The sequence below is a fragment of the Henriciella mobilis genome, assembly GCF_003576285.1.
GTDB lineage: Bacteria > Pseudomonadota > Alphaproteobacteria > Caulobacterales > Hyphomonadaceae > Henriciella > Henriciella mobilis.
This window is the reverse complement of sequence record NZ_QWFX01000016.1, coordinates 5,003-18,428: the sequence shown is the minus strand read 5'-3', so window position 1 is coordinate 18,428 and position 13,426 is coordinate 5,003. Positions and strand designations below refer to the sequence as shown.

The following is a 13,426-nucleotide window of genomic DNA, read 5'->3' as shown; positions in this document are numbered from 1 at the left end:
GTATAACCAAACTGGACGGTCCCGGATAATCCCTCGAACACGCACCCAACCTGCTGTAATGGTTAATGCGGGTTCATTGATTGAGGGGAAGGGAAATTGAGCACGACCACACTCCGAAAGGGTGGCATGGATACGAGCACGGTCATTGTGGCCACAATGCTCGGCATCTTCGCCATTCTCGCCGTCTTCATAGCCGGCAACGCCACGGATCGTCTCATGGGTATCCATGCGACAGTCTTCTTCGCCGCCGTCGCCGCCTGGCTGCTCGGCATTGGTCTCTGGGCAGGCAAGCTCGGCGACCGTGATCCGTTCGACCAGACGAAGTATGAAGATACGCTCGTCAAGTTCGGCATTTTCACATCGATGTTCTGGGGCATCGCCGGCTTCCTCGTCGGCATCGTGATTGCCCTGCAGCTGACCTGGCCGAACATCTTCTATTTCGAGCAATGGGGCTTCACCAATTTCGGCCGCCTGCGCCCGCTGCACACCTCTGCGGTGATTTTTGCGTTTGGCGGCAACGTGCTGCTGGCGACCAGCTTTCACGTTGTCCAGCGCACCACGCGGGCGCGCCTGTTCGGGGGCATGCTTCCCTGGTTCGTGTTCTGGGGCTACCAGCTCTTCATCGTCATTGCCGCGACCGGCTATCTGATGGGCATCACCCAGTCGAAGGAATATGCCGAGCCGGAGTGGTATGCCGACCTGTGGCTGACCGTGGTCTGGGTGGCCTATCTCCTCGTCTTCCTCGGCACGCTGTGGAAGCGCAAGGAGCCGCATATCTATGTGGCGAACTGGTTCTACCTGTCCTTCATCGTGACCATCGCGATGCTGCACATCGTCAACAATTTGTCGCTGCCGGTCTCGCTCGGCTCCTCGAAGAGCTACCAGCTGTTCGCGGGCGTGCAGGATGCGCTGACCCAGTGGTGGTATGGCCACAACGCCGTCGGCTTCTTCCTGACGACCGGCTTCCTGGCGATCATGTACTACTTCATTCCGAAGCGGGTTGAGCGTCCGGTCTATTCCTACCGGCTGTCCATCGTGCACTTCTGGTCGCTGATCTTCATCTATATCTGGGCCGGGCCGCACCACCTGCATTACACCGCGCTGCCGCAATGGGCGCAGACGCTGGGCATGACCTTCTCGATCATGCTGTGGATGCCGAGCTGGGGTGGCATGATCAACGGTGTGATGACCTTGTCGGGCGCGTGGGACAAGCTGCGCACCGACCCGGTTGTCCGCATGATGATCGTCTCGTTGGCCTTCTACGGCATGTCGACCTTCGAAGGCCCGCTGATGTCGGTCCGCGCCGTGAACTCGCTCAGCCACTATACCGAATGGGGCATCGGCCACGTGCACTCCGGTGCGCTCGGCTGGGTTGGCTTCATCTCCTTCGGCGCGCTCTACTGCCTCACGCAGTGGCTGTGGAAGCGCAAGAGCCTCTACTCGGTCGCCCTGGTCGAGTGGCACTTCTGGCTCGCGACAATCGGGATCGTCTTCTACATGGTCTCGATGTGGTTCGCCGGCATTACCGAAGGTCTGATGTGGCGCGCCTATAACGAGTTCGGCTTCCTGGAATACTCCTTCGTGGAGACCGTCGAAGCCAAGCATATCAGCTACATCATCCGGATGGCGGGCGGTCTGCTCTACTTCTCCGGGGCGGCGATCATGGTCTACAACCTGGTCCGCACAGCCATCGGACATGAGCGTATCAACCAGCCGGCCAGTGCGCCGTCGGTCAGCAGTCCGCCGGCCGCTGCATCCCTCCAACCTGCTGAATAGGAGCCTAGTGAGATGGGACTCATGAACAATCACGGCGTTCTCGAACGCCACTCGCTCCTGCTCACCATCGGCATCCTGATTACGGTGTCGATTGGCGGGATCATCCAGATGGCGCCTCTGTTCTACATGGAGAACACCATCGAGAAGGTGGAAGGCATGCGCCCGTACACCCCGCTCGAGCTGGCTGGCCGCAACATCTATATCCGCGAGGGCTGTTATGTCTGCCACTCGCAGATGGTGCGCCCGCTGCGCGATGAGGTGGAACGCTACGGCCACTATTCACTGGCGGCCGAGAGCATGTACGACCACCCCTTCCAGTGGGGCTCCAAGCGGACCGGTCCGGACCTTGCCCGCGTTGGCGGCAAGTATTCCGACGAGTGGCACCTCGATCACCTGATCGATCCGCGCGCACTGGTGCCGGAATCGATCATGCCGCCCTATGCCTTCCTTGCCGAGAAGTCGCTCGACTATGAGAACATCGCGCAGGACCTGAAGGCGCTCCGCATGGTCGGTGTCGACTATACCGACGAGATGATCGAGAACGCTGTGATCGATCTCGAGGCCCAGGTCGACCCGGACATCTATTTCGACGAGCAGGATGCCCTGGTCGCCCGCTACACCGAAGCGGCCGGGCGCGAAGGAACGGTCCAGATCCGTGACTTCGACCGCGATCCTGACCGGATCACCGAGATGGATGCGCTCATCGCCTACCTTCAGATGACCGGCACGCTGGTGGATTTCTCCACCTACGAAGCCGAAGACCTGATGAACCGGCGCTAGGAGGCGGACATGTACGAGAAACTCTCGCATTTCGCGCAGACTGGCGGGTTGATCTACTTCTTCGCCATCTTCGCCGTCGTCCTCGCCTACGCCCTCTGGCCACGAAACCAGAAGCGCTTCGACGAGGCAGCCCAACTTCCACTTCAAGACCGGGAGCCCGGAGATGAGTGACCACACCAAGGATATCGATGAGACGACCGGCGTTGAAACCACCGGTCATGAGTGGGACGGCATCAAGGAGCTGAACAACCCGCTCCCGCGCTGGTGGCTCTATATCTGGTACGGCACGATCGCCTTTTCGATCGCGTACATGATCGCCATGCCGGCCCTTCCGGCGCTGCCGGGCCTCGGCACCAATACCCGCGGCGTACTCGGTGCGTCCGACCGGGTCGCAGTGGCCGAGCAGGTCGACAAGATGCGGGCCGACCGGATGGCCGCCGGCACGGCGTTGCTGAGTGCAAGTCTCGAGGAAATCGAGACCGACCGCTCGCTGCAGCAATTCGCCATGGCGGCCGGTGAAAGCGCCTTCGGTGACAATTGTGCGACCTGCCATGGTGCCGGCGGACGCGGGGCGATCGGTTATCCGACCCTGGCCGACGATGTCTGGCTCTGGGACGGCACGCTGGATGGAATCGAATACACGATCCGCCACGGCATCCGTCATGAGGAAGACCCGGAGACCCGCTTCTCGCAGATGCCGGCCTTCGGTCGTGACGGCCTGCTCACCCGCGCGCAGATCGACGATGTCGTGAACCACGTCCTTACGCTGTCTGGCCGCGAGGCCGAAAGCGAAGAGGCCGCTGGCCGCGGTGCCGATATCTTCGCCGCCCAGTGCGCGCTCTGCCATGGGCCCAATGGTACCGGTGACCGCACACAGGGGGCACCCAACCTGACCGACCAGACCTGGCTGTTCGGCAGCGAATACCGTGACATCTACAATACCGTCTACAACGCCCGGAACGCGCACATGCCGGCCTGGGGCGAGCGGCTGGACGATGCCACGATCAAGTCGCTTGCCGTCTATGTCCACTCGCTGGGCGGCGGGGAATAAAGGACCCGAGACATGAACCGCGTGACCCTCATCTCGTCGAAGTCGCCGCCACCGGTCCCGCCGCCGCAGGACCTGTATTCGAAGCGCAAGCAGATCTATCCGAAGCTCGCCCATGGCAAGTTCCGGACGGTGAAGTGGGCTGCGATGGCGGTGCTTCTCGGGATCTACTATCTCGTGCCCTGGCTGCGCTGGGACCGGGGTGAGGGTGTGCCGGACCAGGCTGTCCTGGCCGACTTTGGCGGCGAGCGGTTCTTCTTCTTCGGCATCGAGATCTGGCCGCAGGAGGCGTACTACCTTGCCGGCCTGATGATCGTCGCCGCGCTGGGCCTGTTCCTGGTGACGTCGCTCTTCGGGCGGGTCTGGTGCGGCTATGCCTGTCCACAGACGGTCTGGACCGACCTTTACATCTGGGTCGAGCGGGCCTTCGAGGGCGACCGCGCCAAGCGCATGCGGCTCGACAATGCGCCAATGAGCTTCAACAAGCTGTGGCGCAAGGTTGGCAAGCACATTGTCTGGCTGATCATCGCCTTCCTGACGGGCGGCGCGTTCATCCTGTACTTCCACGACTCCCACATGATCCTGCAAACCTTCTTCATCGGCGAGGCGCCGCTGTCGGCCTACTGGTTTGCCGGCATCCTGACCTTCACCACCTATGCGCTTGCCGGCACCATGCGCGAGCAGGTCTGCACCTATCTCTGCCCATGGCCGCGTATCCAGGGTGCGCTGACCGACGAGGACGCGCTCAACGTTACCTATCGCTATGACCGCGGCGAGCCGCGCGGCCCCCACCGCAAGGGCGAAAGCTGGGAAGGACGCGGCGACTGCATCGACTGCAAGCAGTGCGTCCAGGTCTGCCCGATGGGCATCGATATTCGCGACGGACCGCAGCTGGAATGCATTCACTGCGCGCTGTGCATCGATGCCTGCGACCAGATGATGAAGACGGTCGGCCGGCCGACGGGACTCATCGCTTATGATACCGATACGGCCGTTGCCCAGCGCGCCTGCGGCCAGACGCCGAAATACCGGCTGATCCGCGCGCGCACCGTGCTCTATGCGCTGCTGATCGGGATGATTTCCGCGCTGATCGCCTTCGGCCTGTTCAATCGCGGTACGTTTGAGGTCAACGTCCTCAAGGACCGTTCGCCGCCTTTCGTGCGCCTGTCGAATGGCGACATCCGCAACGGCTATGCGCTGAAACTGGTCAACAAGGCCGGCGAAGCACGCGAGATGACGCTGACGGCGAATGGCATCGAAGGGCTTGAGATCGAGGTTGTCGGCCTTGAAGCCGAGCCGGGTGAAGACCTGGTCCTGCCCGTCGCGTCCAATGGCGTCGACCGTTACCGGATGCTGGTCACCGTGCCCGAAGGGGCTGCCGATGGCCGGCGCTACTTCCAGCTGGTTCTCACCGACACCGAAACCGGCGAAGTGCATACCAACCGTACCAGCTTCATGGCTGCAGGAGACTGAACATGATGGCCGCCCCTCAATACAAGCAAGGCCCCGACGCGAAACTCAAAGGCTGGCATGTCCTTCTGATCATGCTCGGCTTTTTCGGTGTGATGTTCACCGTGAACGGGATCTTCCTCTATTCGGCCATCACCAGTTTCCCGGGTGAGGATGTCGAGAAGTCCTACCTGCAGGGCCTGCACTATAACGACACGCTGGAAGCACGCCGCGAGCAGGCCGAGCTTGGCTGGACGCTGCGGGTAGGGCTCGTCGAAGGGCCCGAGCGCCTGCTTCGGGTCGAGGCGAGCGATGCCTATGACGCACCGCTCTCCGCGCTCGAGATTTCGGCCCGGCTACGCCGCCAGGCGACGACAGCCGACGACGTCCATCTGACCCTTCAGCCGTCCGGCCTGCGCGGGACCTATGAAATCGCCCTGCCTGCAGACCTCGCCAAAGGCCTCTGGGATGTCGATATCGAGGCCCACTCGACGCGTGGCGATCAGGTGTTCACGGCGACCAAGTCGATTGTCGTGCCATGACCACGCTGACTGACGTCAACGAGGCCGGCTGCCCGAGCGGGCTGGCGCCGGCCACGGCTGGCACCGGGACGGATGTCTCTGCCTTTGTCAGCGAGAAGGGCGGCGTCAAATCGCTCAGCCTTTCGGTGCGCGGGGCGAAGTGCGCCGGGTGCCTTTCCAAGATTGAAGGCGGCATCGGCGCGATGCCGGGCGTCAGCACCGCGCGCCTTAACCTGTCGAGCGGCCGGCTGGATGTGCGCTGGTCGGGTGATCTCGATGCCAATGCCATCGCCGCCAAGGTCGCCGACCTTGGCTATGGCGTCTCCGCTTTCGATCCGGACAAGGGCGATGCGGCCGCCAAGAAGGAAGAGCGCGACCTGCTGATCGCCATGGGCGTTGCGGCCTTCGCGGCGGCCAATGTCATGCTGCTGTCGGTGTCGGTCTGGGCTGGCCACGGTGAGATGGGCGAAACCACCCGCCGCGCCATGCACGCCATTTCGGGCGCGATTGCCATTCCTGCGGCGCTGTTTTCAGGCCGGGTCTTCTTCAAGTCGGCGTGGAACGTGCTGAAACGCGGACACGCCAATATGGACGTGCCGATCTCGCTGGCCGTCCTGCTCGCCCTCGGCGTCAGCGTGGCGGAGACAATCCGCGGCGGCGAGCATGCCTATTTCGACGCCTCCGTGATGCTGCTCTTCTTCCTGCTGATCGGCCGCTTCCTTGATGCGCGCCTGCGCCGGCGGACCCATGCGGCTGCGCATGACCTTGCGGCGCTGCAGTCCCACACGGTCACGCGCCTTGATGCAACTGGCGTTGCGCGCTCTGTCCGGGCGAGCGAGGTTTCCGCCGGTGACACGATCCTCATCGCACCCGGCGAGCGCCTGGCGGTCGACATCGATGTGATCGACGGCAAGGGCGAGGTGGATGAGAGCCTGGTGAGCGGCGAGAGCCTGCCGCGCGCCATCGCGCCGGGCGCGCGTATCTTCGCCGGGTCGGTCAATCTCGGCCAGTCCATCCGCGGCCGCGCCATCTCACCGGCGAGCGACTCCCTGCTGGCCGATATCGGCCGCATGCTGGAAGCGGGCGAACAGCGCCGCTCGGCCTATCGCCGGATCGCGGACAAGGCCGTCTCGCTATACGTGCCGCTGGTCCACACCACCGCCGCGCTGACCTTTATCGGCTGGATGCTGGCGGGCGCAGGCGTGCGCGAAGCGCTGCTGATTGCCGTCTCGACGCTGATCATCACCTGCCCGTGCGCGCTCGCCCTGGCCGCGCCGGTCGTGCAGGTCGTGACCGCCGGGCGCCTGTTCCGCAAGGGCGTCTACCTCAAGTCCGGCGATGCGCTCGAGCGGCTGGCAACAGCCGATCACGTCGTCTTCGACAAGACCGGAACGCTCACGCTTGGCGATGCAAAACTCATTGCAGGCAGCGCCCCGCGCGAGATCGTGCTGAAGGCGGCCCGCCTGGCACGCGCCTCGCGCCATCCGCTGTCACGGGCCATCGTCGCCGCAGCCGGGCCGGGACCGGTTGCCGATCATGTGACCGAACATGCCGGCCTCGGCCTCGAAGCCGAGATTGACGGCGAGACCGCTCGCCTAGGGTCTGCAGACTGGGTCGGTGCGGACGATGCCCCGGAGGATGGAAAGCTGCACATCTGGTACAGCGAAGCCGGCGGCCTGCTCTGCCGGTTCGACTTCGAGGATGCGCTGCGGCCCGAGTCCGAAGCGATCGCCGCCAGCCTGAAGGCGCGGGGCCTCGGCCTTGAAATCCTGTCCGGCGACCGTGCACCGGCCGTCGAGGATGTTGCCAACCGCCTCGGCATCAAGCGATGGACGGCAGGGGCCAGCCCGGCGCAGAAGGCCGCCCGCCTTGATGCGCTGAAGGCGGAAGGCCGCAAGGTGCTGATGATTGGTGACGGGCTCAACGATGCAGGCTCGCTTGCCCTCGCGCATGCCTCGCTGGCGCCCGGCGGTGCGATGGATGTCAGCCAGTCGGCGAGCGATGCGGTCTATACCGGCACCGGGCTTGGCGCGATTCTCGCCATCATCGATACAGCGCGCGGTGCCCGTATCCGCATGCTGCAGAATTTCAGCCTCGCCGCGCTCTACAACATGGTTGCCGTGCCCATCGCGGTGGCCGGATTTGCCACCCCGCTGGTCGCAGCCATCGCCATGTCGGCCTCATCGGTTATAGTAACGCTGAACGCGATACGACCCACCAGATCGAAGGAGCCAATCTCATGACCGGGCTCATCTATCTCATCCCGCTTGCCCTTCTGCTCGGCGCGACCGGCCTCGGGGCCTTTCTCTGGGCTGTCAACTCGGGCCAGTTCGACGATCCGGAAGGTGCCAGCCAGCGCATCCTGATCGATGAGGACCACCCGCTCTAGCACGAAGCGCGCGCGTTCGATCGCACGTGCTCTAACGTCAGGGCTTCCTGACACCGGCAATGCCAATTAGTCTCCCTCCCAAACGATAGAGAGGGAGGACCAGCCATGAAAGCTGGATGGCTTGCGATACTGACCGTTGCACTGGCGGCTTGCGGACAGCCGCAGCCCGATGCCCCGGACGCGGGCGAGGCCCCGGATGCGCCGCCCGCAGGGCAGGCCACACAGGCCACAGCCGATGCGAATGCGGCCGTGGCAGCCCGCCTGCCGCTCGGCGATGAGGGTGACGCAGAGGACGCGGCGCGCGGCTTCCTCGCAGCCATCGAGGCCGATGCCATCCTCAACGATGAAGGCGGCGTCGTCTGGTCTATCCCGCAATTCGATTTCATCGAGGGCGAGGCCCCGGCCACCGTCAATCCGTCGCTCTGGCGCCAGTCGGGCCTCGCCGCGAAACATGGCCTGTTCGAGGTCGCCGACGGGATCTGGCAGGTGCGCGGCTATGACCTGTCGGTGATGAGCGTGATCGAGGGTGAGACCGGCTGGATCATCGTCGACCCGCTGACCGTGAGGGAGACCGCTGCGGCTGGCCTCAAGCTCGTCAATGACACGCTGGGCGAACGGCCGGTGACGGGCGTCATCTACACCCACTCGCATGCCGATCATTTCGGCGGCGCGCGGGGCGTCGTCTCCGAAGCGGACATTGCCGAACGCGGCGTACCCGTGATCGCGCCGGAAGGCTTCACCGAGAGCGCCGTCGCCGAGAACCTGCTGGCGGGTAATCTCATGCAGCGCCGGGCCGTCCTGATGTTCGGCAACACCATTCCGCGATCGGCCGAGGCGGTGGTCGGCACCGGGCTTGGCCCCGGCCTGCCGCAGGGCACGACCGGCCTCGTCCTGCCGACCGAGGAAGTCGGCGGCTGGGGCACGGTGCGCGTGATTGACGGGGTGACCTTCGAATTCATGGATGCGGGCGGCACCGAGGCGCCCGCCGAATTCATGTTCTACCTGCCGGAAAAGCGCGCGCTCTGCTCTGCCGAAGTGGCGACAGCGACCTTCCACAATGTGCTGACCCCGCGCGGCGCGAAGGTCCGCGATGCGCGCAAGTGGAGCCGGGTCATCGACCGCGCGCTCGCCGATTATGGCGACCGGTCCGACCTCGTCTTCGCCTCCCACCACTGGCCGACCTGGGGGCAGGCGAATGTCCAGCAGTTCCTCAAGCACCAGCGCGACGTCTACCGCTATGTCCATGACCAGACCCTGCGGCGCGCCAATGCCGGGGCGACAATGACGGAAGCCGCCGAGACCATCCCCGAGCCGGGCTTCAGCACCGAGGACTTCTCCACGCGCGGCTATTACGGCACGCTGAACCACAATTCCAAGGCGGTCTACCAGTTCTATTATGGCTGGTGGAGCGGGGTGCCGGCCGACTATCACGCCCTGCCGCGCGAGGAGACGGCGAGCCGCTATGTCGAGGCGATGGGCGGACTGGACGCGGTCCTGTCGCGCGGAGCTGAAGCCTTCGAAGACGGCGACTATCGCTGGGCGGCAGAGCTGTTCAACCAGGCTGTCTTCGCTGCGCCGGAAAGCCAGCCGGCAAAGGACTGGCTGGCGGGCGCCTATGAGCAGCTCGGTTTCCAGGCCGAGAGCGGCGCCTGGCGCAGCTATTATCTGACGGCCGCTTCCGAATTGCGCAATGGCGTGCCGGATGCCGGCGCGCCCAATCTCGGCAATGCGGACTTCCTGAAGGCGGTCCCCACGCTCGACCTCTTCGATGCGCTGGCCAGCCGCTACAATCCGGAGAAGCTCGCCATCGACCCGTTCTCGCTTGTCTTCGCGTTCACCGATACCGGCGAGGTCGTGACGGTTGAGGTCGGCCGCGATGTCGCTGTGCCGCGGCTTGCAGACGGGGAGGGCGCGGCCCGCCTGTCGCTGACACGGGGCGACTTCAACCGGCTGATCCTGGGGCAGACAAGCGCCCGCGCGCTGATCGAGTCCGAGGCGATGACGCTGGAAGGGCAGATGACGGCGCCGGCGGCCTTCCTGGGTGCGCTCGACCAGCCGGCCTTCTGGTTCCCGGTGGTCACGCCCTGAGGCGATCTGCGATCAGAGGAGATTGGCCTCTTGCCCGGGCGCGAGCATGCGGTTAGTCAGCACAATTGCGCGGAGAGGTGGCCGAGTGGCTGAAGGCGCTCCCCTGCTAAGGGAGTATACGTTAATCGCGTATCGAGGGTTCGAATCCCTTCCTCTCCGCCAGCCATTTTGCTCCCGAGCCAGCGCATTGAATTTACACATTAAAATTTGAAAATGGCTTTTTTCAGTAATACGCATGTGTGAAAAAATGTGTGAAATTTGATGCTAGCAAAATTTTGCGTCAGGCTGAATTTCTAGGATTCCCTACAATGCAACAGGGACTGAAATGACGGATCGTGTTGGCGACCGAGTACGCCTCCAATTTGAAAGCCTCGATTTCAGCTCCAATCGGTCGGTTTCAGATTTTGGTTGAATCGATCTGCTGGTTCTGCATTCAATTAGAATTGTGCTGGGGGTGAAGTGATCGAATTCATCGAAAACAACTTATGGATATTCCCGATCGCTTTTGGCGCTTTGTCGGTGCTAATCGGCTTGTTTGGTTTAGGTTTTAACATTGGCCAACGAATAGGTGAGGGGAAGAGCCCAGCGGCCGTTGAGGTTAAGAACTATAAAAAGCTAGCAGAGCAGGCTGAAACCGAGCGCGACGAAGCTCGAGCCAAGAACGCTCAGCATTCGAGTGATATTCGCCGATACATGAAGCTTAAGGAAGCGCTCCTCAATGGCGAGCGAGCATTGTGGAATTCACATGACGCTGTGCCCTTCGAGGGATACGATAAAGCTATTCAACAAAATGATATTAAAGTTCTGACTGTGATGAACTTGAAAGGTGGGGTTGGCAAAACAACGATTGCAGCCAACCTGGCGGCTCACTTCGACCTCGAACTCAAGCAGCGAGTTTTACTTGTTGATTTGGACTATCAGGGATCTGCATCGGCCGCGCTCATGCGGATGTCGCAATATGAAGAGCTACCCTATCAGCATGCAAAGCGGATATTCACTTCAACCAACGACATTCCGTCGCCTCCTGAACTGGCTCTAGCACTCAGACCCCATCTTCCTCGTACCTTCCTGACGCCATGCAGCTATGAATTCGCGGCGCTGGAAAACCGGCAAATGGTTTCATGGTTGTTTCAGGAGCTAAGCTATGACCCACGATACTGCCTCGCCGCAGTGTTGTATTCGAAGGAGTTTTGCGATCAATTCGATGTCGTGATTATCGATGCGCCGCCGCGACTAAGTCTCGGCGCGATCAATGCAATTACCGCCTGCCGTCATTTGATTATTCCGACCGTACCGGACTTGATGTCTACCGAAGCGGTTGGGAACTTCGTTAGCCAGCTAAACTCACTGGGACCGACACTGAACCCAGCTCTTCAAAAGCTCTTGATCGCAGTAAATCGTTCGGATCGCACAGAGTTAACTCCAAACGAACAGAGACTGATAGCCCGCGCCATAACGGATGCAGAGAGGTGGAATGGCATCCTGAAAATCATTCCTCAGAACATTCCGAACCGGGTGGCATTCAGCAAGGCACTTTCACAGCAAACGCTCGCGTACATGTTGGACGACAACGTCGCGAGCAAAACAATCAAGTCGGTATTGAGGGACTTTGGAAACTTCGTAGCTCGAGAAATTGGGATAAGGAGCAAGGCGGTTGTTTGAATCATCGATGAACTCAAAACAGTTTCTGAAGGCATTAGAGCGCCTTCGTGATCAGACTAAATCGAGCAAGCCGGCCGCATTACACAATGGGGTCAAACGTATTTTGGAGCGTGCCAAGGGGTTCGAAGGCAACAAGCTAGACGATCTAATCAACTTCATCTCATCTCCACCCAAACCAAAAAGCAAAAGCCGCTCATCCCAACCTAGCAGGTCGACTAAACGGCCTCACACTGCAGCGCTTGTTGAAGAGATCATTGAAGAGCTCAAAACGGCAGAGAACGATGAGTCGGCCTTTGATGCCGTTTTAAAGAAATTCGATAAGGCGTGCACCGCCAAGACCATTAAGTCGGTGGCCTCGGAGTACGCGGCCTCAAGCATCCCGAAAACAAAAGCAGATGCTATCGAGCTTCTGAGGGGTGAGCGTGCAAATAGGATCAGGACCGAACGTAAGATGAAAGAATCAGGTCAGGTGACACCATGGTGAGTTCGCCAACCATGGCGTTCCAAACGACCTTCATATTTCGCCGGATCCAGCGATGAATGAAGGCTATCTTCAGTTCCTCAGAGTGTTATTCGTAGAGACGGGTTATCAAGCGCACTTCGAAATAATGCGGTGTGAAATTACCGACACCGAGGGTTCTATATCTGCTTCGTGGAATTGGCTCTCATTTGGCATCTTACTAAGGCCAGGATCAATTCAGAACGCTGTCCAGCGCGATCTTTAAGAAGTGCTGTGTGACTAAGCACCGCGCAGCGAGAATGCGTTCAGCGTATGCGAAATTCAATTCACGCGGTGTTCCTGAGCCCCACAAACTCTGTTTGTGTCGGTTTCAGATCTTCGAAGTGCGGCGCCAGCTAATGTGACCATAATTACTGGAACCGAAACTCAGCGATAAGCGGCATGTGGTCGATCCCGCTCCGCAGCCGGCGACCGGCGTATTTTCTAAAATCGAGGTTTATTTGTTATCTCCATCAGTGAGTTGATGAAGCGAAGGTAGCGTCCGTGGATAGTGCTGACTAATGGGACATCTTATCGTTTTCAGTCGTTTGTCAGGCTTACAAATTAGAAGGGAGGCTAACATCCTTCCAGAATATCTGGCGGCAACCCAGCCTGCATATCTGGTTTTATCCTAAGACTACGAATCTGGGGGTCAGAGGTTCGAATCCTCTCGGGTGTGCCACTCTTTTTCCTAATAAAATCAACGATTTGCAAGCTCCACAGCGATTGCTGTGAATTAGGAATTTGGTCCTTGAAAGTTCTCTTGCCCCGAATTTGACCCGCAATTTCACCCCATTTTTTCTGATTATCGGCAAACTTTGTGCTCCCAAAATCATGCTGATGAGGCAGACTTTCGATGAATTGACGTGATGTCGCTGAGGTCAGTTTCCTCTGCTCCAGCGCAAATTCAGGTCCAAGACCCAGATAAGACCCAGGCAGCCAATCAGTCATTTTCGATGGTGTAGTTTTTCTTCTGCGACTTGAGAAAGTCGAGCACGTCCCGCCTGCGGTATCGAACGTATTTTCCGACCTTGATGTAAGGGATCGTGACGTTTCCACGTCCGATTCTCCATTCAGACAGGCGCTGCTTCTTCACCCCGAGTATTTCTGAGACCTGGTCCGGCGTGAGAAGGTCAAAATATTCTTTATCTTCGTCATCCGACATGGGATCTCCTTCGGTTAGTGCCGAAGGAGCCTAGTACACTAATTTTTTT

13 protein-coding genes and 1 tRNA gene are annotated in these 13,426 nt (G+C 60.6%); 12 read left to right on the top strand and 2 right to left on the bottom strand.

The features are described 5' to 3' along the window. The first annotated feature begins 126 nt into the window (after positions 1-126). The 12 genes from ccoN (at position 127) to D1223_RS15465 (ending at position 12,197) form a co-directional block, all read left to right on the top strand. On the top strand, positions 127-1,776 hold the full coding sequence (ccoN, locus tag D1223_RS15520; RefSeq protein WP_119377359.1) for a cytochrome-c oxidase, cbb3-type subunit I: 1,650 nt from the start codon (positions 127-129) through the stop codon (positions 1,774-1,776). 12 nt (positions 1,777-1,788) lie between these two features. Continuing rightward, on the top strand, positions 1,789-2,556 hold the full coding sequence (ccoO, locus tag D1223_RS15515; protein WP_119377358.1) for a cytochrome-c oxidase, cbb3-type subunit II: 768 nt from the start codon (positions 1,789-1,791) through the stop codon (positions 2,554-2,556). Between the two features lie 9 nt (positions 2,557-2,565). Then, complete coding sequence (locus tag D1223_RS15510; RefSeq protein ID WP_119377357.1) at positions 2,566-2,727, top strand: cbb3-type cytochrome c oxidase subunit 3; 162 nt, start codon at positions 2,566-2,568, stop codon at positions 2,725-2,727. Continuing rightward, a complete protein-coding gene (ccoP, locus tag D1223_RS15505) occupies positions 2,720-3,607 on the top strand; it encodes a cytochrome-c oxidase, cbb3-type subunit III (protein WP_119377356.1) in 888 nt (295 codons plus the stop codon). The genes D1223_RS15510 and ccoP overlap by 8 nt, the downstream gene beginning before the upstream one ends. A 12-nt stretch (positions 3,608-3,619) precedes the next feature. Next, on the top strand, positions 3,620-5,077 hold the full coding sequence (gene ccoG, locus D1223_RS15500) for a cytochrome c oxidase accessory protein CcoG (protein WP_119377355.1): 1,458 nt from the start codon (positions 3,620-3,622) through the stop codon (positions 5,075-5,077). Between the two features lie 2 nt (positions 5,078-5,079). Beyond that, on the top strand, positions 5,080-5,595 hold the full coding sequence (locus D1223_RS15495) for a FixH family protein (RefSeq protein WP_119377354.1): 516 nt from the start codon (positions 5,080-5,082) through the stop codon (positions 5,593-5,595). Next, positions 5,592-7,817 carry a heavy metal translocating P-type ATPase gene (locus tag D1223_RS15490; RefSeq protein WP_119377353.1) on the top strand — a complete coding sequence of 742 codons (2,226 nt, stop codon included), beginning with the start codon at positions 5,592-5,594 and terminating at the stop codon, positions 7,815-7,817. The genes D1223_RS15495 and D1223_RS15490 overlap by 4 nt, the downstream gene beginning before the upstream one ends. Beyond that, positions 7,814-7,963 (top strand): cbb3-type cytochrome oxidase assembly protein CcoS, encoded by a 150-nt coding sequence (ccoS, locus tag D1223_RS15485; protein WP_119377352.1) that lies wholly within the window; start codon positions 7,814-7,816, stop codon positions 7,961-7,963. The genes D1223_RS15490 and ccoS overlap by 4 nt, the downstream gene beginning before the upstream one ends. 105 nt (positions 7,964-8,068) lie before the next feature. Continuing rightward, positions 8,069-10,051 (top strand): alkyl/aryl-sulfatase, encoded by a 1,983-nt coding sequence (locus D1223_RS15480; protein ID WP_119377351.1) that lies wholly within the window; start codon positions 8,069-8,071, stop codon positions 10,049-10,051. Positions 10,052-10,122: 71 nt separating this feature from the next. Continuing rightward, positions 10,123-10,213, top strand: a tRNA-Ser gene (locus D1223_RS15475). Positions 10,214-10,510: 297 nt separating this feature from the next. Then, positions 10,511-11,713 carry a ParA family protein gene (locus D1223_RS15470; RefSeq protein ID WP_119377350.1) on the top strand — a complete coding sequence of 401 codons (1,203 nt, stop codon included), beginning with the start codon at positions 10,511-10,513 and terminating at the stop codon, positions 11,711-11,713. Further along, positions 11,706-12,197, top strand: coding sequence for a hypothetical protein (locus D1223_RS15465; protein ID WP_147372874.1), 492 nt, complete (start codon positions 11,706-11,708; stop codon positions 12,195-12,197). Before D1223_RS15470 ends, D1223_RS15465 begins: the two co-directional genes overlap by 8 nt. Positions 12,198-12,788: 591 nt before the next feature. On the opposite strand, the gene D1223_RS18765 is transcribed toward D1223_RS15465, so the two are convergent. Together D1223_RS18765 and D1223_RS15460 are read right to left on the bottom strand one after the other, a co-directional pair. Next, positions 12,789-13,163, bottom strand: coding sequence for a hypothetical protein (locus D1223_RS18765; protein WP_147372873.1), 375 nt, complete (start codon positions 13,161-13,163; stop codon positions 12,789-12,791). Next, complete coding sequence (locus D1223_RS15460) at positions 13,156-13,377, bottom strand: helix-turn-helix domain-containing protein (RefSeq protein WP_119377348.1); 222 nt, start codon at positions 13,375-13,377, stop codon at positions 13,156-13,158. Before D1223_RS15460 ends, D1223_RS18765 begins: the two co-directional genes overlap by 8 nt. Positions 13,378-13,426: the final 49 nt, after the last annotated feature.

Bases quoted from the DNA above. Each gene is read 5' to 3' on its own strand.
- ccoN (WP_119377359.1), top strand. From the start codon at position 127: ATGGATACGAGCACGGTCATTGTGGCCACAATGCTCGGCATCTTCGCC.
- ccoO (WP_119377358.1), top strand. From the start codon at position 1,789: ATGGGACTCATGAACAATCACGGCGTTCTCGAACGCCACTCGCTCCTG.
- D1223_RS15510 (WP_119377357.1), top strand. From the start codon at position 2,566: ATGTACGAGAAACTCTCGCATTTCGCGCAGACTGGCGGGTTGATCTAC.
- ccoP (WP_119377356.1), top strand. From the start codon at position 2,720: ATGAGTGACCACACCAAGGATATCGATGAGACGACCGGCGTTGAAACC.
- ccoG (WP_119377355.1), top strand. From the start codon at position 3,620: ATGAACCGCGTGACCCTCATCTCGTCGAAGTCGCCGCCACCGGTCCCG.
- D1223_RS15495 (WP_119377354.1), top strand. From the start codon at position 5,080: ATGATGGCCGCCCCTCAATACAAGCAAGGCCCCGACGCGAAACTCAAA.
- D1223_RS15490 (WP_119377353.1), top strand. From the start codon at position 5,592: ATGACCACGCTGACTGACGTCAACGAGGCCGGCTGCCCGAGCGGGCTG.
- ccoS (WP_119377352.1), top strand. From the start codon at position 7,814: ATGACCGGGCTCATCTATCTCATCCCGCTTGCCCTTCTGCTCGGCGCG.
- D1223_RS15480 (WP_119377351.1), top strand. From the start codon at position 8,069: ATGAAAGCTGGATGGCTTGCGATACTGACCGTTGCACTGGCGGCTTGC.
- D1223_RS18765 (WP_147372873.1), bottom strand. From the start codon at position 13,163: ATGACTGATTGGCTGCCTGGGTCTTATCTGGGTCTTGGACCTGAATTT.
- D1223_RS15460 (WP_119377348.1), bottom strand. From the start codon at position 13,377: ATGTCGGATGACGAAGATAAAGAATATTTTGACCTTCTCACGCCGGAC.